This is a genomic window from Hydrocarboniphaga sp., from assembly GCF_028291725.1.
GTDB lineage: Bacteria > Pseudomonadota > Gammaproteobacteria > Nevskiales > Nevskiaceae > Hydrocarboniphaga.
In genome coordinates, this window is record NZ_JAQGNT010000058.1 from 1 (window position 1) to 22408 (window position 22408).

Here is a 22408-nt window from a genome sequence, read left to right on the forward strand (position 1 = left end):
TCCGGGCCGTGTGCGATGCAAGGAAGAAAGCACAGCAATAGTGGTGACTATTGCGAGCATTTCTGACGCAGCAGCGTGCGCGGAACGGGCGGTCGGGCACATCTGATTTCTCCGATTCAGCGGACTACGCACGGGAAACAGCGTTGGACGGTTCGATCGATACGGGTTCGACGGCGGAGCGCATCCTCGATGCTGCGGAGCAGCTGTTCGCGCTGCGCGGCTACCACGGCGTGTCGATCCGCGAGGTCGCCGCGCTTTCCGGAACCGAGCTGAGCCTCACGCGCTACTACTTCGGCTCCAAGGACGAGTTGTTCCGGCGCGTGGTCGCGCGCCGCGCCGAGCCGGTGACACAGGCCGCGTTCCGCTCGCTGACCAACGCGCTCGCGCAGCAGCCGGGCAAGGCGCTGTCGGTGGAGACCATCGTGCGCGCTTTCGTAATGCCGATCGCGAGCCTGCCGAAGATAGACGCGGGCTGGCGCAACTACCTGAAGCTGATGATCCATTCGGACAGCCTCAGCCAGCGTCCGGAACTGCTCAAGCCGCTGCGCGAGGCCTACGAGCCGGTATTCGCGCGCTACCTCGAGGAACTGCTGCGCGCAGGCTACGAACGCGAGCGCGCCTGCTGGCTGATGTATTTCATCCACTGGATGCTCAACCACGTCGCCTTCGAGGTCTACGAACTCGAAAAGCTGTCGGGCGGCATCTGCAACTCGTTCGATTACGAAACCCGCGTCGAGCGCATGGTGAGCTTCATCGTCGGCGGCGCCGAAGCCATGCGGCAGGGCGTACCCGCCGTCGCGCCCTTGCGCGCGGCCGTGGCCAGCGCTGCCAAGACGCCGCGGATCAGGGCATCGCGGCGCGCGACCTGAGCCGGCGTTTCAACGTGCACAAGAAACTGACAAGTATTCAGCTAAAGCCGATTTAATGCTATAAAGGCCGGATGCAGCCCAGGTGGATAGACCCCGGCGCGACGATGGAGGAATGAAAGATGAACGATTTCAGCATGCCCCGCGGCGAACGGGCCGTCCGCCCGGATTTCGTGCCGCAGGAAGACAACATCTCGCCGGAAATTGCCCGGCTCGAGAAGCAGAAGCTTTGGACGCGGACCTGGCAGATGGCCTGCCGCGAGGAAGAGATTCCGCGCGTGGGCAACTTCGTCACCTACGACGTGATCGGCCAGTCGATCATCGTGGTGCGCACCGAGTCCGGCGCGATCAAGGCCTATCACAACGTTTGCCTGCATCGCGGCCGCCAGCTCACCGCGGGCTGCGGCACGGTCAACAAGTTCCATTGCAGCTTCCACGGCTGGCAGTGGAACCTCGACGGCGAGTTGCTGCGCGTGCACGACCGCGACGACTACGCCGGCTGCTCGCACATGCAGGACAGCGACCTGGGCCTGTCCGAAGTACGTAGCGCGAGCTGGGGCGGCTTCGTGTTCATCAACATGGATCCCGCCTGCGAGCCCTTCGAGGAATACATCGCGCCGGCGCAGCGCGCGCTCGGGCCGATGCGCTTCGAGGACATGCGCTTCGCCTGGTACAAGACCATGGTCATCAAGACCAACTGGAAGACCGCGCTCGAATCCTTCATGGAGAGCTATCACGTCGCGTCGGTCCATCCGCAGTACCTGCCGATCGTCGACGAGCGCAACAAGAGTTTCGCCGAGGGCCCGCACGGCAAGCACATCTACACGCTGGAACGGCCCATGGGCGCGCCCTCGTTCCGCACCGGCAAGCCGGTGCCCGAGGATCTGCGCGAAGGCATCGCCAGCGTGCTCAGCGTGTTCAAGGAATGGGTCGGCGACGCCGAGGGCAAGGGCCAGGTCACGGTGCGCAGCATCGATGCCGCGCAGCGCGTGCTCACCGAACTGCCGGCCGGCCTGCCGCCGATGGACATCACCATGGCGGCGATCGGCTACATGATGGAGGCCGCGGCCAAGGTCGGCGTGCAATGGCCGATCCTGAGCATGGAGCAGGCCATGGATGCGGGCGTGGACTGGAACCTGTTCCCCAACATGGTGCTGGTGTTCGCCTTCGACGGCTGCCTGGTGTTCCGCGCGCGGCCCAACGGCGACGATCTCGAGAGCTGCGTGTTCGATATGTGGTCGATCCTGCGCATGGCGCCGCAGGAGGTGCCGGTTCTCGAACGCGAGTTCTATCCGGACTGGAAGGACCACGTCGACAAGATTCCCAAGCTGCTGGTGCAGGACCTGCGCAACATGGAGGGCGTACAGCGCGGTCTGCATTCGCTGGGCCTCAAGGGCCTGCGCACCAACCCCGTACAGGAAGTGCAGATCTCGCACTTCCATGAAGTGCTGCACCAGTACCTGTACGCCAAGTAAGCCGGAGTCGAGCATGAGCCTTCTGAACCAGCCGCTGGCGCTGCCCTGCGGCGCCGTGCTGCCCAACCGCATCGTCAAGGCGGCGATGAGCGAACAGCTCGCCGGCGGCGACAACAACTCCACGGCGCGCCTCGACGAGCTTTACCGCTGCTGGAGCGAGGGCGGATCGGGCCTGCTGCTGTCGGGCAACGTGATGGTGGACGGCCGTCATCTCGAAAATCCGATCAACGTGCTGATCGACGGCGTGGTCGACCGCGCAGCGCTGACTTCGCTGGCCAAGGCCGGCACCGTCGCGGGCAACCATTTCTGGCTGCAGATCAGCCACACCGGACGCCAGACCTCGGTGGTGGTGAACCCGCAGCCGCTGGCGCCGTCGGCGGTGAAAGTGGAGCTGGGCGACTACTTCGGCACACCGCGCGCGATGACCGAGTGCGAGATCCTCGACGTGATCGCGCGCTTCGCCTACACCGCGCGGGTCGCGCGTGAAACCGGCTTCACCGGCGTGCAGGTGCATGGCGCGCACGGCTACCTGATTTCGCAGTTCCTGTCGCCGCGCAGCAATCGGCGCGAGGATCGCTGGGGCGGCTCGCTGGAGAATCGCGCGCGATTCCTGCTGGAGACCCTGCGCGCGATCCGCAGCGCCGTCGGCGCAGATTTCCCAGTGGGCCTCAAGCTCAATTCCGCGGACTTCCAGCAGGGCGGATTCAGCGCCGAGGAATGCATGCGCGTGGTGCAGTGGCTCAACGACGAGGCCGTGGACCTGCTGGAGATTTCCGGCGGCAACTTCGAGCAGATGAGCATGTTCGGCTCCGAGGGCGAAGCCGGCGACGCCGCACCGGTCAAGGACAGCACGCGTCGCCGCGAAGCCTATTTCCTCGACTACGCGGCGCGCGTGCGCGAGGTCTGCAGGATTCCGCTCATGGTCACGGGCGGCTTCCGCACGCGCCGTGCGATGGAAGAAGCCCTGCAGGCCAACTTGATCGACGCCATCGGCATCGGCCGGCCGCTGTGCATCGAGCCCGATCTGCCCGCGCGGCTGATGTCCGGCGTGGCCGAGCGCGCCCTGGACTACCAGCAGCTGCTGCAGTCGCAGCTCGGCGACATGGACGGCGCCACCTACAACTCCGTGCTGATGGAGAGCATGTGGTTCGCATTCCAGATTTTGCGCATCGCCGACGGCGATGCTCCTGATCTCGCAGCGCACATGAATCACAGCGCCAAGGTCTACGTGGATTACCGCGATCGCGCCTGGGCGGCCTGGAAAGGTCCGCGCCACGAGCCGCTGCCGGCTACCGACTATCTGCCGGCCTGAGCGTCGGCACCGAAATTTTAGAGAATCGAGATCAATGAAGCCCGGTGATGCAAACTGGAACTCGCCCGTAGAGCCGCCGCTGGTGCTCGACGATGTCGAGCGCGCGCAATGGAGGGACAGCGCCGACGTGGTGATCGTGGGCTTCGGCGCGGCCGGTGCTTCCGCCGCGATCGAGGCGCGCGAAAGCGGCGCCGACGTGCTGGCCGTGGATCGCTTCGAAGGCGGCGGTTCCACCGCGATCAGCGGCGGCATCTACTACGGCGGCGCCACGCAGGTGCAGCGCGAGGCCGGCTACGAAGACACGGCCGAGCAGATGTACCGCTACCTCAAGCTGGAGACCGAGGGCGTGGTCGCCGACGAGACGCTGATGCGTTTCTGCCGCGACAGCAACGGCAACCTGCTGTGGCTGCAGGCGCAGGGCGTGCGCTTCGACAGCACGCTGTACAAGACCAAGCGCTCGTATCCGCCCAACAAGTACTACCTGTATTTCTCCGGCAACGAACTCGTCGCGGGCTATCGCGAACACGCCAAGCCGGCGCCGCGCGGCCATCGCGTGTTCGGTGATGGTTACACTGGCGGCGTGCTGTTCCAGGCGCTCAAGGATTCGGCGCTGGGCAAGGGGGTGCGGCTGATGACGCACGCGCCGGCATCGCGCCTGGTGCTGGATCGCAGCGGCGCGGTGGTGGGCATCGAAGTGCGGCGCATTCCGCCCGGCGCCAGGGCCTGGAAGCAACACAGCCGCCTGATCAACCTGGTCAACTCCGGGCTCAACTACTTCGAGCCGGTGATCCAATGGGCCGCGCGCAAGACCGCGGTGCTCGAACAGAACGACGGCGAGCGCATGCTGATCCGTGCACGTCGCGGCGTGGTGCTGTCCACCGGCAGCTTCGCCATGAACCGGCCGATGGTGCGTCACTACGCGCCCAACTACGCGGGCGCGATGGCGCTGGGCAGCGTCGGCTGCGACGGCGCCGGCATCCGCATGGGCCAGACCGCGGGCGGCGCGATCGGCGAGATGGAACGCGTCTCGGCCTGGCGCTCGATCAGCCCGCCGACCGCGTTCGTCAAGGGCGTGGCGGTGACCAGCAGCGGCGAGCGCTTCGTCTCCGAGGACGTCTACCTGGGGCGCATGGGCGAGCGCATCGCCGCGCTGCCGGATCGCAAGGCGCTGCTGATCGTCGACCGGCCGCTGTATCGCGAATCCTGGAAGAACGTGCTGCCGACTTTCGAGAAAGGCTGGCTGCCGGAATGGCTGTCGTACGGCTTCACCTTGCTGATCAACCTGCTGACCAACACGCGCAAGGGCAGGACGCTGGCCAAGCTCGCGCAGAAATGCGGCATCCCGGCGGCGACTCTCGAACGCACCGTGGCCGAGTACAACGCGGCGGTGGCGAAAGGCGTCGATCCGCTGGGCAAGAGCGCCGAGTATCTCGACCCGCTGGTCGATGGCCCGTACTACGCGATCGACATCTCGATCGACAGCAAGAAATATCCCTGCCCGTCGATTCCGATGGGCGGCCTGGTGGTGGACGAAGACAGCGGTCACGTCAAGCGCGACGACGGTTCGCGCATCGCCGGGCTGTTCGCGGCCGGCCGTAACGCCATCGGCATCTGCTCGCGCTTCTACGTGAGCGGCACCTCGATCGCGGACTGCGTGTTCGCCGGGCGTCGCGCCGGGCGCAGTGCGGCGGTGGAGCACACGCTCGCGGTGCCCGTCGTGACGGCGGCGCGGGCGAGCGTGGGTTGAAGACACAACGGGTGCGGCGCTGAGAGTGTGCAGACCTCAGCAATCGATCGCGCAAGGAAGTTCAAACGACAGCGCAGGCTTAAGACTTGCGGAAAGGAGAAGAGATGCAGCAGAGCCCGTCCCCCGACCTGAGTTCCGGCCTCGAAGCCAGCCGCGAATACGCGCTGACCGGCGCCAGCGGCGTCGAGCGCTTCGCCGAAAACTTCATGATCGTGACCTACGATCCCAAGATCGACGTCGGCCTGTGGCTGCACCTGGGTACCTGGCCCGACGACTTCGGCATCTTTGAGGACCAGGTGATCATCTCGCTGCCCGGCGACGAGGGCCAGCTGAGCATGTACGCCTATCGCCGGCCGGCCGCCGAGGAGCGCCCCGCGGGCGCCAACCTGCGGCTGCGCTGCGTCGAGCCGTTCAAGACCTGGACCGCGAGCTTCGACGGCCTGGTCACGCACAGCAGCGACCAGGAGATGCGCAGCGGCCGCCTGCGCGACGGCGCCAAGGAACTCGCGCGCATCGAACTCACCGCCACCATGCAGGCGCCGGTCTGGGACGCGCATCAGTCCGCCAGCAGCCGCTACGGCGGTGGCAGCATGGAAGAACAGGTCTGGGCCAGCTCGCACTACCAGCAGCTGTACACGGTGGAGGGCACGGTGACGCTGCGCGGCAAGACCCAGCCGTTCTCCGGCACCGGCATGCGCGATCACTCGCGCGGACGCCGCGGCCACGGCATGGACCAGTGGGGCGGCCACGTGCTGGCGACGGCCTGGTTTCCGCACAGCCGCCGCGGCTTCGGCCTGCAGCGCATGTGGACGCCCGAGGGCCGCGTCACGCTCGATACGGCTTTCGTGACCGTCGACGGCCAGCTGCATCACGCCGGCATCGTCGAAGCTCCCAAGCTGGAGCGCCTGCAGAATCGCGGCGAGCAGCTGACGATCAAGCTGCAATCCGATCTCGGCGTGCACGAATTCCTCTGCACCACCATCCGCACGCACTACACCACGCCGCAGAAACCGCTGGGCATGGCCTTCGGAGCCGACTTCGACGGCCCTTACGGTATCTACGCGCCCGGCCACGGTCACTGGCTTTGGGACGGCGACAGCGCCTACGGCCTGATCGAGCGCTCCGCGCGTCTGAAGCCGGGCAGCGAATGAACGCCGCGCAGCGCGCCAAGTTCATCGTCTACCTGCTGATCGCGGCCGCCGCGGCCGTGGGCACCTGGGCGCAGAACCTGGCGTATCTGCCCATGGGCATGCCCGGCATGCTGCGCCAGCTGGTGGCCGACATGCTGCTGACGCCGGGCACGCGCTCGATCAGCATCGACGCCTTCATGCTGGCCGCCGCGATCGTGCTGTGGATGATCGGCGAGGGCCGCCGGCTGAAGATGCGCAGCACCTGGTGGTACGTGCTCGGCGGCATGACGATCACCATCAGCATCTTCGTGCCGCTGTTCCTGGCGCATCGCGAACGCCTGCGTGCGCGCCTCGGCGACACGCAGCCGCAGGAGGCGCTGTCGGCGCCGGAATGGGTTGGCTTCGCGCTGCTGGCCTCGTTGTCGCTGGCCCTGCTGCTCGTAAGTTTCATGCGGCTTTGAACCGCGCGGCCTGCGCCGCAAAAAAAACATGGAGGAGAACATGACGATGGCCGAAACGGCAGAACAGAAAACCGAAACCCGCGGACCGGGCATCCCGCTGCGTGGCCACGAGCGCGACCTCGCGGCCACGCAGCAGCAGTTGCAGCCATGGCTGTCGGCCAAGCTTGCGGCGGGTGCGCCGGTGATCATCACCGAGCTGCGCGCGCCTGCCGGCAACGGTGTGGCCAACGAAACGCTGATGCTCGAAGCGCAGTGGGCCGAGAACGGCGCCGAGCGCCGCGGCCGCTTCGTGCTGAGGCTCGACACGCCCGACGCGATGTACATGGACTTCCGCTTCGAGGATCACCCGCGCACCTTGCAGGCGCTGGCCGGCCTGCCGGGCGTACCGGTGCCCAAGCTCTACGGCTACGAGCCCGACGCTGGCATCATCGGCCGCGCGTTCTATCTGATGGAGCGCATCGACGGCCAGGTGCCGGCCGACGTGCCGCCCTACAACGCCACCGGCTTCGTGTTCGACGCCACGCCGCAGCAGCGCCACGCGATGTGGAGCGACGCGGTGCGCGTGATGAGCCGGCTGCATCGCGTCGATCGCGCGCGTGTGGCTTTCCTCGATCGTCCGCAATACGGCGACTCGGGCCTCGAACAGCTGCTGCGCTACTACATCGCCTCGTATCGCTGGGCCGCGCAGGGCCGCGAGCAGGCGATACTCGAAACCGCGGCGCAGTGGCTGCTCGATCACCTGCCCCAGGACCATCCCACGGCTTTCGCCTGGGGCGATGCGCGCGTCGGCAACATGATCTTCCGCGACGAGCGCTGCGTCGCCGTGCTCGACTGGGATCTGATGTCGCTGGGCGGCGCGGTCAGCGATCTGGGCTGGTGGCTGCTGATGGACCACGCCAACAGCGTGGCCTTCGGCCTGCAGCGCCTGCCGGGCCTGGGCAACGCCGCGGAGACCATCGCGCTGTGGGAGGAAGGCAGCGGCTTGAAGGCACGCGATCTCGATTATCTGATCGTGCTGGCCGCGTTCCGCATGACCGTGAACATCATGGGGCTGGCGCGGCTGCTGAAGGGCCAGGGCCGGCTGCCTGCCGATTCGCGCGAACTGGAAGAAGACAACTTCGGCACGCATTACCTCGCGCAGATGCTGGGCCTGACGCCGCCGACGCCCTCGAAGTTCGTCTGGAGCGGCCTGTCCCGGTAGCACGCGCGTCGCGCGTTGCTTCGGCCGCAGAAGTGATTGATAGTCAGTTATATAGTCGGTTAAGGGAGACGCCGCATGGATCGCATCGACGAGTTGTTCGCCATCGAGCAGATCAGGCAGCTCAAGGCCCGCTACTTCGAGTGCATCGACGGCAAGCTCTGGAGCGAGTGGGGCGCCTTGTTCGCCGATGACGCGACCATGGACATCGCCGGCGACCAGCCCGGCCCCGGCAGCGTGGTGAAGACTGCCGCGGCGATCACCGAAACCGTGAGCCGCATGCTCACGGGCGTGACCAGCGTGCATCACGGTCACATGCCGCGCATCGAGATGCTGTCGGCCGACAAGGCGACCGGCATCTGGGCCATGGAAGACCTGCTGGTCTGGGCCGAGGACGCGCCCAGGCAAGGTCCGTTCACGCGGCTGCACGGCTATGGCCACTACCACGAGACCTATGTGCGCAAGGGCGAAGCCTGGCGCATCCAGAGCCTGCGGTTGACGCGGCTGCATGTGGAGCTCTGCTGATGAACCCAGGCCCTTGTTGTCATTCCCGCGAAGGCGGGAATCCAGTGCGCGCAATGCGATGAACCGCCGTTCTTCGTGCTGGAACTGGATTCCCGCCTTCGCGGGAATGACAGAGTTTTTTCTTGTAAGACGTGCCGGCTCGCAAGCCGGCGGGAGACTGCGATGAGTACCTTCACCACTGGAAGCGCCGGCCGCGCACCCGCCATCGCGGCCAGCTTGTCGAAGCAGAGCACTTACAACGGCACCATCGTCTGGGCCGCGCTCGGCGCGTTCTTCATCGTGCTGCAGATCTATGTGTTCGGCGCCTGGATCGCCGACGGCGGCGCCAAGGCCATCGTGCCCGACCCGGCCGACGTGCCCAAGTACACGCGCATCGCCTGCCTGCTGTTCCAGATCTTCGGCGTCGGCGCCTGCATCGCGGGCGCGGTCTACGTGACGCTGCGCTCGATCAAGGAGAAGCAGCTCACGTTCGACGCCATGCTGTTCATCGCCGGCGCGCTCGCGGGTTGGGCCGATCCGCTGGCGAACTTCATCCGGCCGCAGTTCTTCGGCAGCTCGGCGATGGTCAACCTGCAGAGCTGGGGGCCGTACATCCCGGGCTGGCTGGCGCCGCGTGCGGAGTTCTACGCCGAGCCGATTTTGCTGACCGCGCCGTTCGGCTATTCGCAGGTGTTCCTGTGGGTGCCGATCGTGGCCTGCCTGCTCATGCAGTGGGCACGCCGGCGCTGGCCGAATGCGGGCGCGCTGCGCTATGTGTTCGTGGCCTGGCTGTTTTGCGGCGGCTCGCTGCTGATCGAAGAACTGGTCATGAACCGACTCGGCATCCAGGCCTACCCGGGCTCGGAACGCAGCCTCGCGATCTGGAGCGGCGAAACCTACCAGTACCCGATCTACAACCCGATCGTCTGGGGCGCGGTGTGGGTCGCGACCGCGGCGCTGCGCTTCTTCCGCGACGATCGCGGCCGCAGCGTGGTGGAGCGCGGCGCCGACGCCTTGCAGGTGTCCGAGACCGCGCGCACCGGCGTGCGGCTGCTCGCGGTGGTCGGCTTCATCAACGTGCTGCTGATCGCCTACGGCCTGGCGCTCGCGGTCATCAACCTCGTGAGCCCCAACGTGCAGACGCCGTCGGGCTATGCCAGCCATCTGCACAATCACATGTGCGGTGTCGGTACGCCCATGGCCTGCCCGGGACCGAACGTGCCGATCCCGATCCGCAACTCGCAGATGATGCCGCCGGGCTGAGCCATGCACGCGCCTAGCAGCCTGTCGGACTTGGCAAGATCTACTGCGGCTTCGGCCCGCTGCGCCCAAACTGCGGGCGCCCTCGTCAAATATGACTCGATATTTTCCTCAGTCGCCCGCAGCTTGGACACAGCAGGCCAAACCCTCGCTACGATCTCCCAAGTCCGACAGGCTGCTAGCACCTCGCTCGTCACGCTGTTCGCGACCGCCGTCGCGGGCCAGCCGCTGACGATCGTCGAGGCGCGCGACGGCGTCGGCTGCCTGGACGGTTCGGCGCTGCGCCTCGCGGCCGGGCTGACGCCGGATCGGCAGCTGCTCACCGTGGCGCTGCATGCGGCGCTGATCGGCGCCGGCAGCCTGCAGCCCGATGTGCTGCGCGCCTTGCGCGCAAGCAATATCGCGTGCCGCCGCTGGCTGCTGATCGAAGGCAGCCGCGCCGCGCGTGCGCTGGGGCCGCTGATTCCGCCGCGCATCGCGCGGGCGATCGAGGCGCTGGGCATACCGGCCGCAGAAAGCGCCGCTGAGGCCCTGCAGCTGGCGCTGGGCCATCGGCCCCTGCCCGTCGCGCCGGAATGGCTGGGAACGCTGCGTCCGCGCCTTGCCGCCGCCACCATGGCGAGCACGGTGGCCAAGACCTCGCGCCAGTTCGGCGACGAGGCGCAGCCGCCGCAGACCGAAGACAGCGCGGAACAGGCCGGCTCCACTTCGCAGCTGCAGGCGCTGCTGTCGCAGCTGGCGATGCGCGAGAACGCGGTCACGCGCATGTTGAGCCAGCTGTTCGGCAAGAAGCGCTATTCGCGCCTGCCCGCAGACGGCGAGGGCGGCGCGGCCGGCGACGGTCTCAGCAGCGGCCACGCACCGGTGGCGCCCGGCAGCATCACGCGCGTGCGCGCGCCGGGCGCCGCAGGCGATGCCGACGCACTGAGCGGGCCCACAGTTGCGACGTGGCCGGAATGGGACGAGGCGCAGCGACGCTACAGGCCGCAGTGGTGCTCGGTGGCTAGCTTCTGTGCTACTGAAGGAGAAGCATGTACCCGCCATGACCTGATCGTGCGCCGCGCCGTGGCGCAACTGGGCCGCGATCTGCGCCGCAGCCGCCGCCAGCCGCAGGGCATGGACCTTGATTACGACGCCGCCATGCAGGCGCTGATCGACCGGCGCAACGGCCACACGCCCGACGAGCGCATCGCGGTGGACCTGCTGCGGCGCGCGCGCGATCTGGGCGCGCTGATCCTGCTCGACATCTCCGGCTCGGTGCTGGAGCGCGCGCCCGACGGCCGGCGCGTGCACGATCACCAGCTCGACGCGGCCGCCGCGCTGCTCGACGCCTTCGAAGCGCACGGCGATCGCGTCGGTGTGCAGGCCTTCCATTCGCGAGGCCGCGGGCAAGTGCATTTTCGTAGCGTCAAGCGCTTCGACGAGCCGTCGACGCTAGCCGTCGCGCGACGCCTTGGCGGCGTCGAGCCCGGCGCCTACACGCGCCTGGGCACGGCGATCCGCCACGGTGCCTGGATGCTGCGCGAGCAGGCCGGTGCGCGCCGTCAGCTGCTGATCGTGATCAGCGACGGCTTCGCCTGCGACGAGGGCTATGAAGGCCCGTATGCCGAAGCCGATGCCGCGCATGCGCTGCAGGAAGTGCGCGCCGCCGGCATCGGCGCGGCCTGCATCACGCTCGGCACCGCCACCGCGGATGCCGTACTCGCGCGCGTGTTCGGTGCCGCCTGCCATGCCGCGGCGCCGGATTGGCGAGCGATGCGCGCCCTGATCCGGCCGCTGCTGCTCAATGCACTGCGGCTCATCGAAAACACCCAGCGCCGCCGTAGCCGCGCGCCACTGAACAAGGCCGCCTGATGTCCATTCCCCTGCATCGCGCGTCGGAGGCAGCGTTGAGCGAAGCGCCGTACTACCTGCCGCAGGCGCATGAAGAAACCGTATTCGATGCCGCGGCCGGTCAGCGACTCGCGGTCTTGCTCAAGGGGCCGACCGGCAGCGGCAAGACGCGCTTCGTCGAGCACATGGCCGCGCGCCTGCAGCGGCCGCTGATCACGGTCGCCTGCCACGAAGACCTGTCGGCCTCCGATCTCGTCGGCCGCCATCTGCTCAGCGCCGGCGAGACCGTGTGGTCGGATGGCCCGCTCACGCGCGCGATGCGCCAGGGCGCGATCTGCTATCTCGACGAGATCGTCGAAGCGCGTCAGGACACCACGGTGGTGCTGCATGCGCTCAGCGATCACCGCCGGCAGCTGCCCATCGACCGCCTCGGCATCACGCTCGACGCCGCGCCGGGTTTCATGCTGGTGGTGTCGTACAACCCCGGCTACCAGTCGGTGCTCAAGGACATGAAGCCGTCGACGCGTCAGCGCTTCGTGGCGATCGAACTCGGCTATCCCGCGCGCGAACTCGAACAGCGCATCGTCGCGCACGAGTCCGGCGCGAGCGCGGCCGATGCCGCCTACCTGGTCACGCTGGCGCAGGCGATCCGCCGCTTGTCGTCTTCGGGTCTGCGCGAAGTGGCGTCGACGCGCCTGCTGGTCGCGGCGGCGCGGCTGCTGGTGGCCGGCGTGCCGCGCGACATCGCCGTGGACGCCGCGATCATCCAGCCGCTCAGCGACGACCCCGAGATGCTGGGCTCGCTGCGCCAGCTGCTGGCGCAGTACGCGCCCTGATCCACCATCGAAATCGAACAATCACGCAACGCTGCTGAATCAGCAAGGAGCTTCACGATGGACTTAGACAAACTGTTTGGCCCGGCCCTCAATGGCCGCCTTCCCGATCACGTGACACCGGACATGGTGCGCCCGTATCCGATGCAGCTGGGCATGCTCACCGACGAGAATCCCTTCGAGACCATCGTGCCCAAGCTGCACGAAGGCCCCGGCATCTTCTACAGCACGGATGGCTATCCCGGTCAGCGGCCGGTGTGGATTTTCCGCCACGTCAAGGACCAGCAGGCCATCTACATGGACACCGAGCATCTTTCGAGCAAGGACTTCGCGCCGTTCGCGAAACTGCTCGGCGAGAACTGGAGCCAGATCCCGGCCGAGACCGATCCGCCGATGCACGGCTTCTACCGCCAGATCATGAACCCGCTGTTCGCACCCAAGAAGATGGCCGAACTCGAAGACCACGTGCGCAGCTTCGCCAAGACCGCCATCGACAAGTTCAAGCACAAGGGCGAGTGCGACTTCATGGCCGATCTCGCGTTCCAGTTCCCGATCCAGGTGTTCCTCGAACTCATGGGCCTGCCGCTGGACGATCTGCCCAAGTTCATGGCCTGGGAAATGAAGCTCACGCATCCCAAGTCGATCGAGGAAATGGCCGAAGGCACGCTGCTGGTCAAGAACTTCCTGATCGGCGTGATCGAGGAGCGCAAGAAGCAGCCCACGGGCGACTTCATCAGCACGATCATCGCCAGCGAAGTGCAGGGCCGCAAGCTCAGCGACGACGAGATGGTGGGCTTCTGCTTCAACCTGTTCATCGGCGGGCTCGACACCGTGTCGACGCACATGGGCCTGCAGTTCCGTCACCTGGCCGAGCATCCCGAGCACCAGAACCAGCTGCGCGCCAATCCCGAGCAGATTCCGCTGGCGCTCGAAGAGTTCATGCGCGCCTACGCGGCCGTGACCACCTACCGCACCTGCATCAAGCCGGTGACCATCGGCGGCGTGCAGATCATGCCCGGCGACAAGCTGGCCATGGTGACTTCGCTGGCCGGCCGCGATCCGGATTTCTTCCCTAACCCGAGTGAAGTGCGGCTCGACCGCAACCCGCGCCACACCACTTTCGCCACCGGCCCGCATCGCTGCGTGGGCGCGCCGCTGGCCAGGCGCGAGCTGATCTTCGCGATGGAAGAGTTCCTGAAAGCGATCCCGGAGTTCCGCATCAAGCCCGGCGCGAAAATCACCACCTCGATCGGCCCGATCATCCAGCCGCTGTCGCTGCCGCTGGTGTGGAAGGTCTGATCGCGGCAGGAGCTCGCAGGCCGTCTGGGTTTTCCCCGCGATGTAGATCGGGTACTGGGCAGCGGGCATGTTCGTCTCCTAATGACGCTGAAGAACAGATCTCAGCTGCGCTCGCCCGGAAACCGCTCGCGCAGGTAGCGCTCGAGAATCGCCTTGCCCGATTCCGAGACGATCGCATTGAAGGTCCTTTCGATCGCATCGGGCATCGACATCGGGTACTGCGTGCCATACAGCGAGAGCAGCGTAGGGCCATAGGCGCTGACCGCGAAAATGCTGTAGCGCAGCGTCTCCACCGGCAGCGGCCGCAGCGAGCCTTCGTCGAGGGCGCCGCGGATGCAGAGATAGGCCGTGTCGTCGGTCTCCCGCTGCAGCTCCTGCATTTGCTGGGCAAGTGCCGGCTGCAGGATTTCGGACTGCTTGCTGATCGCGTTCAGGATGGCCCGCGTGGTCGGCCTCGACAGCGCCTCGATGCGCGCCTTGGTGAATTCGAGCAGCGCATCCAGGCCCTGCCGATCGTGCAGCGTGTCGAGGTAGGGCAGGCACTCCTTGAGCCGGTGGCGAACGGCCGCGGCGAACAGCTGCTCCTTGCCGCCGAAGCAGTCGTAGATCGTCGCAGTGGAACAATGGGCCAGCTTGGCGATGGTGATGACCGAAACTTCCGGGAAGGGATGCTCGACAAACAGCAGGCTCGCAATCTCCAGCACCCGCTGCAGGGTTTCCGGTTTCTTGTTGCTCATCGACGAGACTCTAGGTGTCCGTCAGGTGACAGGAATGTGGACTGGAAACATGAAAAAACGACGTAGGGATTCAAATGATTATTGTCGCGATCGTCTGCCGGTGCCGCTTGCAAACGTGGCGATAACTGCAGCTTGTCGGCCAAGTCGAACGCTACCGCCGAATTTCGTGGAAAACGCATATTACATTTAATAGCGTGACGGCCCATGTCGCCCCCTCTATTCTTTTCAAACCGAGGGCGCCGCCGTTTGAACGCCCTGTAAAAGATGGATTTCTATAAGCGCGGCGATCAACGCCGCCATACAGGCACCTGCAACGACGGGTGCCGGAGGATCGAATGTCGCACCCCGGATGCTATCAGTCGCCTGAGTCCAGCCCGCAGCTCGACCCGGCCTGCGGGCTGGCGTCGGTGCAGAGCTGACTAAACGTCAGCTAAGATGAGCTCGAGCGGCCCGGCGTCCGGCATGGCGCGAGGAGTCCGCGATGACGCATCACCCGACCGCAGCAGCGGACCTTCGAGCCCCGTATCGCCGGCACCCATCAAGCTGTCTTGATCACCGAGTGGCAGAACCATGCTGTCCAATCTTCCCCATATCCCTTCCCATGTCCCGCCCGAGATCGCAGGTCCCTTCGTGCTGACGCCGCGGACCACCAGCTACGTCGATCCTTTCGCCGAGCTGGTGCCGAAGATTCACGAGGGGCCGGCAGTGTTCTGGGGCACGGACATCTTCCCGGGGCCGACAGGCGGCGGCTGGGTGATCCGGCGCAACGAGGATCTCAAGGCGGTCTACGACAACACCAGCGAGGTGATGAAGCGCGGCAACACGCAGTTCGCCGCGATGATCGGCGAGAGCTGGGACATCATTCCCACCGAACTCGACCCGCCGACGCATACCGCGTTTCGCACGGCGCTGAATCCGCTGTATACGCCCAAGAAGATGGCGGAGCTGGAGCAGAAGGTGCGCGAGCGCTCGCAGGGCCTGATCGCGCGCATCAAGGATCGCGACGGCTGCGACTTCATCAAGGACTACGCGATCCCGTTTCCGGTCTCGATCTTCCTCGATCTCATGGGCCTGCCGCAGGACCGCATGCAGGAGTTCCTCGACTGGGAGAGCGCGCTGGTCCATGCGCCGACCTGGGAAGTGCGCGGCCAGGCGGTGAGGCTGGCCAAGGACATGCTCTACCAGGCCGTCGATGCGCGCATCGCCGATCCGGCCGACGACCTCATCAGCCAGGTGATCAGGCTGCGCGTCAACGGCCGTCCCTGGTCGCGCGAGGAGGTGTTCGGGCACTGCTTCAATCTGTTCCTGGGCGGGCTCGATACGGTGACGGCCAACCTCGGCCTGCACTTCTATCATCTGGCGCGCCATCCCGAGCTGCAGCGCGAGCTGCGCGAGGATCCGTCGAAGATCGACAACGCACTGCAGGAGCTGCTGCGCGCCTACGCGGCCGTGACCACGTTCCGCCTGTGCAAGCAGGATTTCACGCTGCACGGCGTCACCATCAAGGCCGGTGATCGTATCGCCATGTCGACGCCGCTGGGCTCCAACGATCCGGAGGCGTTCCCGAATCCGCAGACCATCGACATCCAGCGCCGGCCGGTGCACCTGACTTTCGGTTTCGGCCTGCATCGCTGCCTGGGCGCGCATCTGGCGCGGCGCGAGCTGGACGTCTCGCTGCGCGAGATGCTGCTGGCGATCCCGGAGTTCCGCCTCAAGGAAGGCTTCAAGACGCCGTTCCTGCTCAGCAACGTGATCCACGTGAACGAGTTGCAGTTGGTCTGGAATCGCTGAGCCATGAGCACCATACCCAGCGCTGCGACCTACCTCGCCGGTGAAGGCGCGCTGGGCGTGGAGATCGGCAGCGTGGCCATCGCGCTCGCGCTGCTGGTCGGCTACGGGCTGGAGGCACGCCGGCGCGGCTCGCTGAGCATCCCGGCGCTGTGCGCGATCGCTGGCCTGGGCATCTTCTGGCAGGAGTTCTATGCCGACTGGGGCGCCTACCTGCTGTGGAGCCCGAGCTTCCACATGATGCCGTGGAAGTCGACGCTGTGGACCACGCCGGACAAGCCCTGGTTCGTGATCTGCTCGTACCCGGTGTTCATGTGGTCGGCGTTCGCGGCGATGCTGTGGGCGACGCGCCGCGCGATCCGCAGGTTCCCGGCCACGTCGCCGCTGCTGGTCTGCCTGCTCACGGCGGCGCCGGCCCTGTTCGCGATCAACCTCGCCTTCGAGGCGGTGTCGGTGGCCTACGCGGGCCAGTGGTCGTATGTCGACGTGATCGGCCCGGCGCTGTCGACCGCCAAGGGACAGCAGCCGATTCTCTATCCGGGCATTCCCTTCGGACTGTTCGGCGGCGTGACTTGCTACCTGATCCTGCGGCAGGACGTCGCTGGCCGTCCGAGCTTCGAGCGCCTGCTGCGTCCCGACCGGTTTCCGGCGGGATGGAGACGCGAGGCCCTGCGTGCGCTGAGCTGGCTGCTGGTCTGGAATCTCAGCTACTGGCTGCTGCTGTGCACGCCGGTGATCGCGATCCGCGAAATCTTCGGCGAGGCCAGCGCGCTGGTTCCGTGAACGAGCGCGCCGAGAAATCCCTTATGCCCAGCCCCGCAGCCAGCGCACACCGCAGCCTCGCCCATGCCGACCGCAGGCAGGGCGGCGCATCGTCACTGCTGAATCATGGCCTGCGTTCGCGGCTGTTCGACGTCTCGTACAGCGAGGCCCGCGCGCAGCTGTCGGCCATGGATTGCGAGATTCTGCATTGCGAGTGGGAGCGTCCGACGCGCACGCGCGAGCGCCTCGACGATCATGTGCTGTGGATGTCGCTGTCGACGCGCCCCGCGCGCACTTCGCTGCAGCTCACGCCGCTGAACGGCCACGCCTGCACCACCGGCTCGGTCAACTTCCTGCCGGCCGGCCAGGTTCTGCTGGCGCAGTCCGACGGCGGACCGCAGCAGTTGCTGCTGTGCCGCATCAAGCCGGCGCGGCTGGAAGCCTTGCTGGGCCAGCAGCTGGAGTTCGGCGTCGCCGAGCTGGTGGCCGGGCTCGACGTGCGTGATCGCGATATCCGCTGCACGCTGATGCGCATGGCGCGCGAGATGCGCGTGCCGGGCCTCGCCAGCCAGGGGCTGCTGGAAGCGCTGGCAACCTCGCTGCTGATCGATCTTGGCCGCCATCTGCAGATGCGGCGCGTCGTCGAGCAGCGCGAGGCCGGCAGTCTCGCGCCCTGGCAGCTCAAGCGCATCTGCGATCGCGCGGAAAGCGATGCTCCGCCGCGGCTGGCCGACATGGCCGAGCTTTGCGGCATCAGCGTGCGCCAGCTGATCCGCGCGTTCAAGGCGACCACGGGCGAAACCGTGCATGCCTACCTGGAGGCGGCCCGCATCGCGCGCGCCTGCAGCCTGCTTGCCGGGACCGATCTGCCGCTCAAGGCGATTGCGATCCAGCTCGGCTTTCACCATGCGGCCAATTTCAGCGTCGCGTTTCGCCGCTCCACGCAGGAGGCGCCGAGCGCCTACCGGCTGCGCGTACGCGCCCATGGTTCGACGCCGCGCAACGAGTCGCGCCGCGCTCAAGGCATGGCCGATGAAGCGCGTCCCGCGTCCGCGGCCTCTTCCGTTTCCCAAGCGGGCGCCTGAGCGATCCGCCGGTTTGCGCACGCACGACATCGTTTCGACACATCATCCAGGAGCAGAAAAATGACGCAGGTTTCCGCGGGTCGCAAGCAACGCTGCGGTGTGATCGGCATGGGCATGATCGGCGCGGGCGTCGCCGCCTGCCTGGTACGCAAGGGCAGGGAGGTGAGCGGCTTCGACGTGCGTCCCGCAGCTGTAGCTGCGGTTGAAGGCGTCAATGCCTGCGTCTCGCCTGCCGAAGTCGCGAGCCATTCCGACGTCATCGTCGTGTCGGTGGTCAATGCGCAGCAGGCCGAGTCGGTGATCTTCGGTGAGAACGGCATTGCCAGTTCGGCGCGGCCGGATCTGGTGGTGGCGCTGATGAGCACCATCCGCGTGCCCATCGTGCGCGAACTCGCGCAGCGCGCGGCCGACAGCGGTTTCAAGCTGATCGATGTGGCGATCACCACCGGCGGTGGCTCGGTTGCCAATGGCGGCTCCGCACTCATGGCCGGCGGCGACACCGAGACCATCGAGTCGGTGCGCGGCGTGATGGAAGACTTCGCCGTGCTGTTCTCGCACATGGGACCGCTGGGCGCCGGCATGGCGGCCAAAGTCGCGCGCAACATCATGCATTACGGCGCCACGCTGGGCGCCTACGAAGGCGGCCTGCTGGCCGAGGCGGCCGGTGTCGATATCGCCAAGCTCATTGACGTGATCCGCAAGAGCGACCCGCACAACATCATGAGCACGGTGTTGCTGGAGAAGCGCGGCACCCAGCCGCTGCAAGGCTTGCCCGAAGAGACCATGGAGCAGTTCCGCGGCTGGGCCAACCTGCTCTACAAGGATCTCGATGCCGGCATCGATCTGGCCGACAGCCTCAACGTCGAAGTCCCCGGCGCGCGGCTGTCGATGGAACGCGGCGACCTGATCTATGGCCTGCCGCCCGGTACCACGCCGCATGGTCCGAAGCTCGACGAGGACTCGAAAGTGCGCGGCCTGCAGATGATGGACGAGGTCTACGGCAAGGGCACCGTGCCGATGCCGCCGGCCTCGATGGAATTGCCGCCCTACATCGACGCCACCGTGCGCTGGCTGTTCGGCGACGTGTGGTCGCGGCCGGCGCTGTCGATCCGTGACCGCCGCATGCTCGTGATCGGCGCCACCGCGCAGATGAGCCGCGCCGACCTGATCGAAATCCAGGTCACCGGCGCGCTCAAGAACAAGGAGCTCACCGAAGAGCAGTGCAACGAGATGGTGCTGCAGCTGGCGTTCTACTGTGGCTGGGGCAACGGTACCGCGGTTCACAACGGCGTCACCGCCGCGCTCAAGAAGCATAGGGAATCGAAAGGCGCCTAGTGTCGTGAGTCAGAAGCGGTCGGCGTGAAATGGAAAGTCCGAGGTGCAGGCGTAACAGTCTCTGCGTGCCGCCGCTCCTCGCTCCTCCTATGCTTGTCAGTAGCGATCACTGATCGCTTTTCAAAAAAAATAATCGCAAGAAGAGCCCAGGAGGCATGTTGCAGGCCGCATGGCCTGCGTGCCTCGAACAGGTCGCCTGACGACTGTGGGCCGGGTCATTCGCAGTGATCGAATGCGCGTTGGTTTCGGGTGCGCCTGACGGTGTGCCCAGCGATACGCAGTGCCAATACTAAAACGTCCTTTTGGGGGAGACATGAGAAAAGATTCGAGACAGATGATTCTGGTGCGGGCGGCGACTTTTGCTGCCGGTACGCTGGTTGCGGCTTCCGCCGCGGCCGAACAGCTCACGCCGGCCGATGCGGCGGCGGAGCCGCAGGCACCGATGCAGGCCACCGACCCGGTTGCTGATCCCGCCGCTGCCGCGGCGCCCGAAGCACCCGCCGCCGCTGCCGCCGAAACCGGTGGCGAGCGCCAGATCGAAGAAATCGTCGTGACCGCGCGCCGCAAGGCCGAGAACCTGCAGGTCGTTCCGACCTCGATCACCGCTTTCAGCGAAGAGTCGCTGCGCCAGGGCTCCATCCAGTCGACCAACGACCTGCAATTCATGACGCCCGGCGTGGTGTTCACCAGCTCGGGCTCTGCGGAAGCAACACTGCTGACCATTCGCGGACAGTCCAAGTCCGCGGTGGGCTCGGGCCTGCCCGGCGTGGTGACCTATCTCAACGATGTGCCGATGCCCACTGCCGGCAGCGTCGTGCCGGCCTACGACATGAGTTCGATCCAGGTGCTCAAGGGGCCGCAGGGCACGCTGTTCGGCCGCAACACCACCGGCGGCGCGCTGCTGGTCTACACCAAAGCTCCAACTTATGAGTGGGATGGCTACGGCCAGGTGCAGCAGAGCAACTACAGCGGCAAGCAGTTCGAGGGAGCGGTCAACGTGCCGCTGATCGACGACAAGGCCGCCGTGCGAATCGCCACGCAGATCACACGGCGCGAAGGCTACACGCGCAATCTCGGCGTCGGCTCGCCCGACCTGGACAACCGGCACAAGGATTCCTTCCGCGTGTCGCTGCTGCTGGAGCCGATCGAGAATCTCAAGAGCACCACGGTTTTCGACTATCTCAACACCGAGGAGAACGGTACCTCGGCGATCCTGGGCCAGGTGCTGGCGACCGGCGCCATCCGCACGCCTTCGCTCGCGCCGTACTTCAACTGCGGCACCTCGGTCGATTGCGACGAGGACCTGCAGTTCGAGCGGCAGCAGGCCTGGGGCCCGCGTACCACCTCGTCCAACCTCGACATGAAGAACGCCGCGCGCGTCTGGGGTGCGTCCAACACCAGCGCCTACGACTTCGGCTCCGTCACCTTCAAGAACATCCTCGCCTATCGCGAATCCAAGACCGCGTACGACAACAGCGCCGACGGTGTCACCATGGCGGTGCTCGACGCCACGCACGTGGTGATCCATACCCAGCAGCTCAGCGAGGAAATGCAGCTGCTGGGCAAGCTGTTCGACGACAGGCTCGACTACACGCTGGGCGCGTTCTACCTCAAGAGCGAGCCGGGCGGCCCGCAGGGCACGGCGCTGGATACGCTGCGTCCACCGCAGGTGCCGCAGGATTCCTATCCCAACAGCCGCGACAGCCAGCAGCACTTCACCGACACCAGCAAGGCGGTGTTCGCGCAGATCGCCTATGACCTTTCCGAGTTCGCGGAAGGCGTCAAGTTCAATCTCGGCGGCCGCTACACCGAGGATCAGCAGAAAGGCTGTTCGCTGACCACGTCGCTGAACGCGCCGCTGGTGGACCCCGACGACTGCGCCACATCCGTGGGCCTCAACAACACGCCGGCCTATGTCGGCAAGGTGAAGTCCAATGCCGTGACCTGGACCGTGGGCCTGGACTGGCAGATCGACAAGGACCTGTTCGGCTACATCACTTCGCGGCGCGGCTATCGTGGCGGCGGCTTCAACGGCCCCAAGCTCGCGGACTCGCTGTCGGCCTACCAGACTTTCAAGCCGGAGACGCTGACCGACGTCGAGATCGGCCTCAAGAGTGACTGGTCGGTGGGCGACTGGGTGGGCCGCTTCAACATCTCGGCCTATCGCGGCAAGTACGACGACATCCAGGGCGTGGTCACGGTGCCGCCGAATCTCGATGGCGACAACAACACCTCCAACGATCCGGCGTCGAACCAGCTGATCGTCAACAACAGCAAGGGCACCATCCAGGGCGGCGAGCTGTCCGCTTCGGTTTCGCCGGTGCAGGGCCTCACGCTGAACCTGGGCGGCGCCTACACCGACGCGAAGAAGGACCCGGGCGAATTCAACGGATCGGTGACGCCGGCGCCGCCGTTTTTCTACACACCCGAGTGGACGCAGAACGCCGATCTTCGCTACGTGGTGCCGCTGGGCGGCAGTCTCGGCGGCGAAGTCACTGCCAGCCTCAGCTACTACCACGTCAGCAGCGAGGAACTGCGCGACTACCATGCCGCGGCCTATGGCGTGGCCAATTCGCGGATCGAGTGGGGTTCGGTGGGCAATACGGCGCTGGACGTCGGCCTGTTCGTGCGCAACCTCAGCAACAGGGAATACGTGACCGCGCCGTCGATCGCCAGCAACGCGCTGGGCTTCGCCACGGTGGCCTACGGCGAGCCGCGGATCTACGGCATCGACCTGCGCTATCGCTTCGGTATGTCGTCGAGCCGTTAGTCATCGAGGGGCA

18 protein-coding genes are annotated in these 22408 nt (G+C 66.3%); 17 read left to right on the plus strand and 1 reads right to left on the minus strand.

The genetic code is table 11. From position 1 onward, the window contains the following. Positions 1-143: 143 nt before the first annotated feature. From JWQ90_RS15540 to JWQ90_RS15595, 12 genes are all read left to right on the plus strand, one after another. A complete protein-coding gene (locus JWQ90_RS15540) occupies positions 144-869 on the plus strand; it encodes a TetR/AcrR family transcriptional regulator (protein WP_299695823.1) in 726 nt (241 codons plus the stop codon). A 119-nt stretch (positions 870-988) separates the two neighbouring features. Beyond that, positions 989-2341, plus strand: coding sequence for an aromatic ring-hydroxylating dioxygenase subunit alpha (locus tag JWQ90_RS15545; protein ID WP_299695825.1), 1353 nt, complete (start codon positions 989-991; stop codon positions 2339-2341). Between the two features lie 13 nt (positions 2342-2354). After that, the gene (locus JWQ90_RS15550) at positions 2355-3653 is read left to right on the plus strand and encodes an NADH:flavin oxidoreductase/NADH oxidase family protein (protein ID WP_299695827.1); all 1299 of its coding nucleotides are present in this window, start codon (positions 2355-2357) and stop codon (positions 3651-3653) included. Between the two features lie 34 nt (positions 3654-3687). Continuing rightward, entirely contained in the window at positions 3688-5400 is a 1713-nt protein-coding gene (locus JWQ90_RS15555) for an FAD-binding protein (protein ID WP_299695829.1), read from the plus strand. A 104-nt stretch (positions 5401-5504) separates the two neighbouring features. Further along, the gene (locus JWQ90_RS15560) at positions 5505-6551 is read left to right on the plus strand and encodes a hypothetical protein (protein ID WP_299695831.1); all 1047 of its coding nucleotides are present in this window, start codon (positions 5505-5507) and stop codon (positions 6549-6551) included. Continuing rightward, positions 6548-6991: a DUF2834 domain-containing protein gene (locus JWQ90_RS15565; RefSeq protein ID WP_299695833.1), complete on the plus strand. Its 444-nt coding sequence runs from the start codon at positions 6548-6550 to the stop codon at positions 6989-6991. The genes JWQ90_RS15560 and JWQ90_RS15565 overlap by 4 nt, the downstream gene beginning before the upstream one ends. 46 nt (positions 6992-7037) lie before the next feature. Further along, the gene (locus JWQ90_RS15570; RefSeq protein WP_299695835.1) at positions 7038-8192 is read left to right on the plus strand and encodes a phosphotransferase family protein; all 1155 of its coding nucleotides are present in this window, start codon (positions 7038-7040) and stop codon (positions 8190-8192) included. Positions 8193-8267: 75 nt separating this feature from the next. After that, the gene (locus JWQ90_RS15575; RefSeq protein WP_299695837.1) at positions 8268-8714 is read left to right on the plus strand and encodes a nuclear transport factor 2 family protein; all 447 of its coding nucleotides are present in this window, start codon (positions 8268-8270) and stop codon (positions 8712-8714) included. A 162-nt stretch (positions 8715-8876) separates the two neighbouring features. Then, complete coding sequence (locus JWQ90_RS15580; protein WP_299695839.1) at positions 8877-9956, plus strand: spirocyclase AveC family protein; 1080 nt, start codon at positions 8877-8879, stop codon at positions 9954-9956. 123 nt (positions 9957-10079) lie between these two features. After that, entirely contained in the window at positions 10080-11807 is a 1728-nt protein-coding gene (locus JWQ90_RS15585; protein WP_299695840.1) for a VWA domain-containing protein, read from the plus strand. After that, entirely contained in the window at positions 11807-12622 is an 816-nt protein-coding gene (locus JWQ90_RS15590) for a CbbQ/NirQ/NorQ/GpvN family protein (protein ID WP_366919519.1), read from the plus strand. The genes JWQ90_RS15585 and JWQ90_RS15590 overlap by 1 nt, the downstream gene beginning before the upstream one ends. 57 nt (positions 12623-12679) lie before the next feature. Continuing rightward, the gene (locus JWQ90_RS15595) at positions 12680-13918 is read left to right on the plus strand and encodes a cytochrome P450 (protein ID WP_299695844.1); all 1239 of its coding nucleotides are present in this window, start codon (positions 12680-12682) and stop codon (positions 13916-13918) included. 101 nt (positions 13919-14019) lie between these two features. Here JWQ90_RS15595 and JWQ90_RS15600 read toward each other — a convergent pair whose 3' ends face one another. Further along, entirely contained in the window at positions 14020-14655 is a 636-nt protein-coding gene (locus tag JWQ90_RS15600) for a TetR/AcrR family transcriptional regulator (RefSeq protein WP_299695846.1), read from the minus strand. A gap of 570 nt (positions 14656-15225) precedes the next feature. Between JWQ90_RS15600 and JWQ90_RS15605 the strand changes: the two genes are divergently transcribed. The 5 genes from JWQ90_RS15605 (at position 15226) to JWQ90_RS15625 (ending at position 22395) form a co-directional block, all read left to right on the plus strand. After that, positions 15226-16446 carry a cytochrome P450 gene (locus JWQ90_RS15605; protein ID WP_299695848.1) on the plus strand — a complete coding sequence of 407 codons (1221 nt, stop codon included), beginning with the start codon at positions 15226-15228 and terminating at the stop codon, positions 16444-16446. Positions 16447-16449: 3 nt separating this feature from the next. After that, positions 16450-17226, plus strand: coding sequence for a spirocyclase AveC family protein (locus JWQ90_RS15610; protein WP_299695850.1), 777 nt, complete (start codon positions 16450-16452; stop codon positions 17224-17226). A gap of 23 nt (positions 17227-17249) precedes the next feature. Continuing rightward, the gene (locus JWQ90_RS15615) at positions 17250-18290 is read left to right on the plus strand and encodes a helix-turn-helix transcriptional regulator (protein ID WP_299695852.1); all 1041 of its coding nucleotides are present in this window, start codon (positions 17250-17252) and stop codon (positions 18288-18290) included. 3 nt (positions 18291-18293) lie between these two features. Then, entirely contained in the window at positions 18294-19625 is a 1332-nt protein-coding gene (locus JWQ90_RS15620; RefSeq protein WP_299695879.1) for an NAD(P)-binding domain-containing protein, read from the plus strand. A 313-nt stretch (positions 19626-19938) separates the two neighbouring features. Then, complete coding sequence (locus tag JWQ90_RS15625) at positions 19939-22395, plus strand: TonB-dependent receptor plug domain-containing protein (protein ID WP_299695854.1); 2457 nt, start codon at positions 19939-19941, stop codon at positions 22393-22395. The last annotated feature ends 13 nt before the right edge of the window (positions 22396-22408 follow it).

Bases quoted from the DNA above. Each gene is read 5' to 3' on its own strand.
- JWQ90_RS15545 (WP_299695825.1), top strand. From the start codon at position 989: ATGAACGATTTCAGCATGCCCCGCGGCGAACGGGCCGTCCGCCCGGAT.
- JWQ90_RS15550 (WP_299695827.1), top strand. From the start codon at position 2,355: ATGAGCCTTCTGAACCAGCCGCTGGCGCTGCCCTGCGGCGCCGTGCTG.
- JWQ90_RS15555 (WP_299695829.1), top strand. From the start codon at position 3,688: ATGAAGCCCGGTGATGCAAACTGGAACTCGCCCGTAGAGCCGCCGCTG.
- JWQ90_RS15560 (WP_299695831.1), top strand. From the start codon at position 5,505: ATGCAGCAGAGCCCGTCCCCCGACCTGAGTTCCGGCCTCGAAGCCAGC.
- JWQ90_RS15565 (WP_299695833.1), top strand. From the start codon at position 6,548: ATGAACGCCGCGCAGCGCGCCAAGTTCATCGTCTACCTGCTGATCGCG.
- JWQ90_RS15570 (WP_299695835.1), top strand. From the start codon at position 7,038: ATGGCCGAAACGGCAGAACAGAAAACCGAAACCCGCGGACCGGGCATC.
- JWQ90_RS15575 (WP_299695837.1), top strand. From the start codon at position 8,268: ATGGATCGCATCGACGAGTTGTTCGCCATCGAGCAGATCAGGCAGCTC.
- JWQ90_RS15580 (WP_299695839.1), top strand. From the start codon at position 8,877: ATGAGTACCTTCACCACTGGAAGCGCCGGCCGCGCACCCGCCATCGCG.
- JWQ90_RS15590 (WP_366919519.1), top strand. From the start codon at position 11,807: ATGTCCATTCCCCTGCATCGCGCGTCGGAGGCAGCGTTGAGCGAAGCG.
- JWQ90_RS15595 (WP_299695844.1), top strand. From the start codon at position 12,680: ATGGACTTAGACAAACTGTTTGGCCCGGCCCTCAATGGCCGCCTTCCC.
- JWQ90_RS15600 (WP_299695846.1), bottom strand. From the start codon at position 14,655: ATGAGCAACAAGAAACCGGAAACCCTGCAGCGGGTGCTGGAGATTGCG.
- JWQ90_RS15605 (WP_299695848.1), top strand. From the start codon at position 15,226: ATGCTGTCCAATCTTCCCCATATCCCTTCCCATGTCCCGCCCGAGATC.
- JWQ90_RS15610 (WP_299695850.1), top strand. From the start codon at position 16,450: ATGAGCACCATACCCAGCGCTGCGACCTACCTCGCCGGTGAAGGCGCG.
- JWQ90_RS15615 (WP_299695852.1), top strand. From the start codon at position 17,250: ATGCCCAGCCCCGCAGCCAGCGCACACCGCAGCCTCGCCCATGCCGAC.
- JWQ90_RS15625 (WP_299695854.1), top strand. From the start codon at position 19,939: ATGAGAAAAGATTCGAGACAGATGATTCTGGTGCGGGCGGCGACTTTT.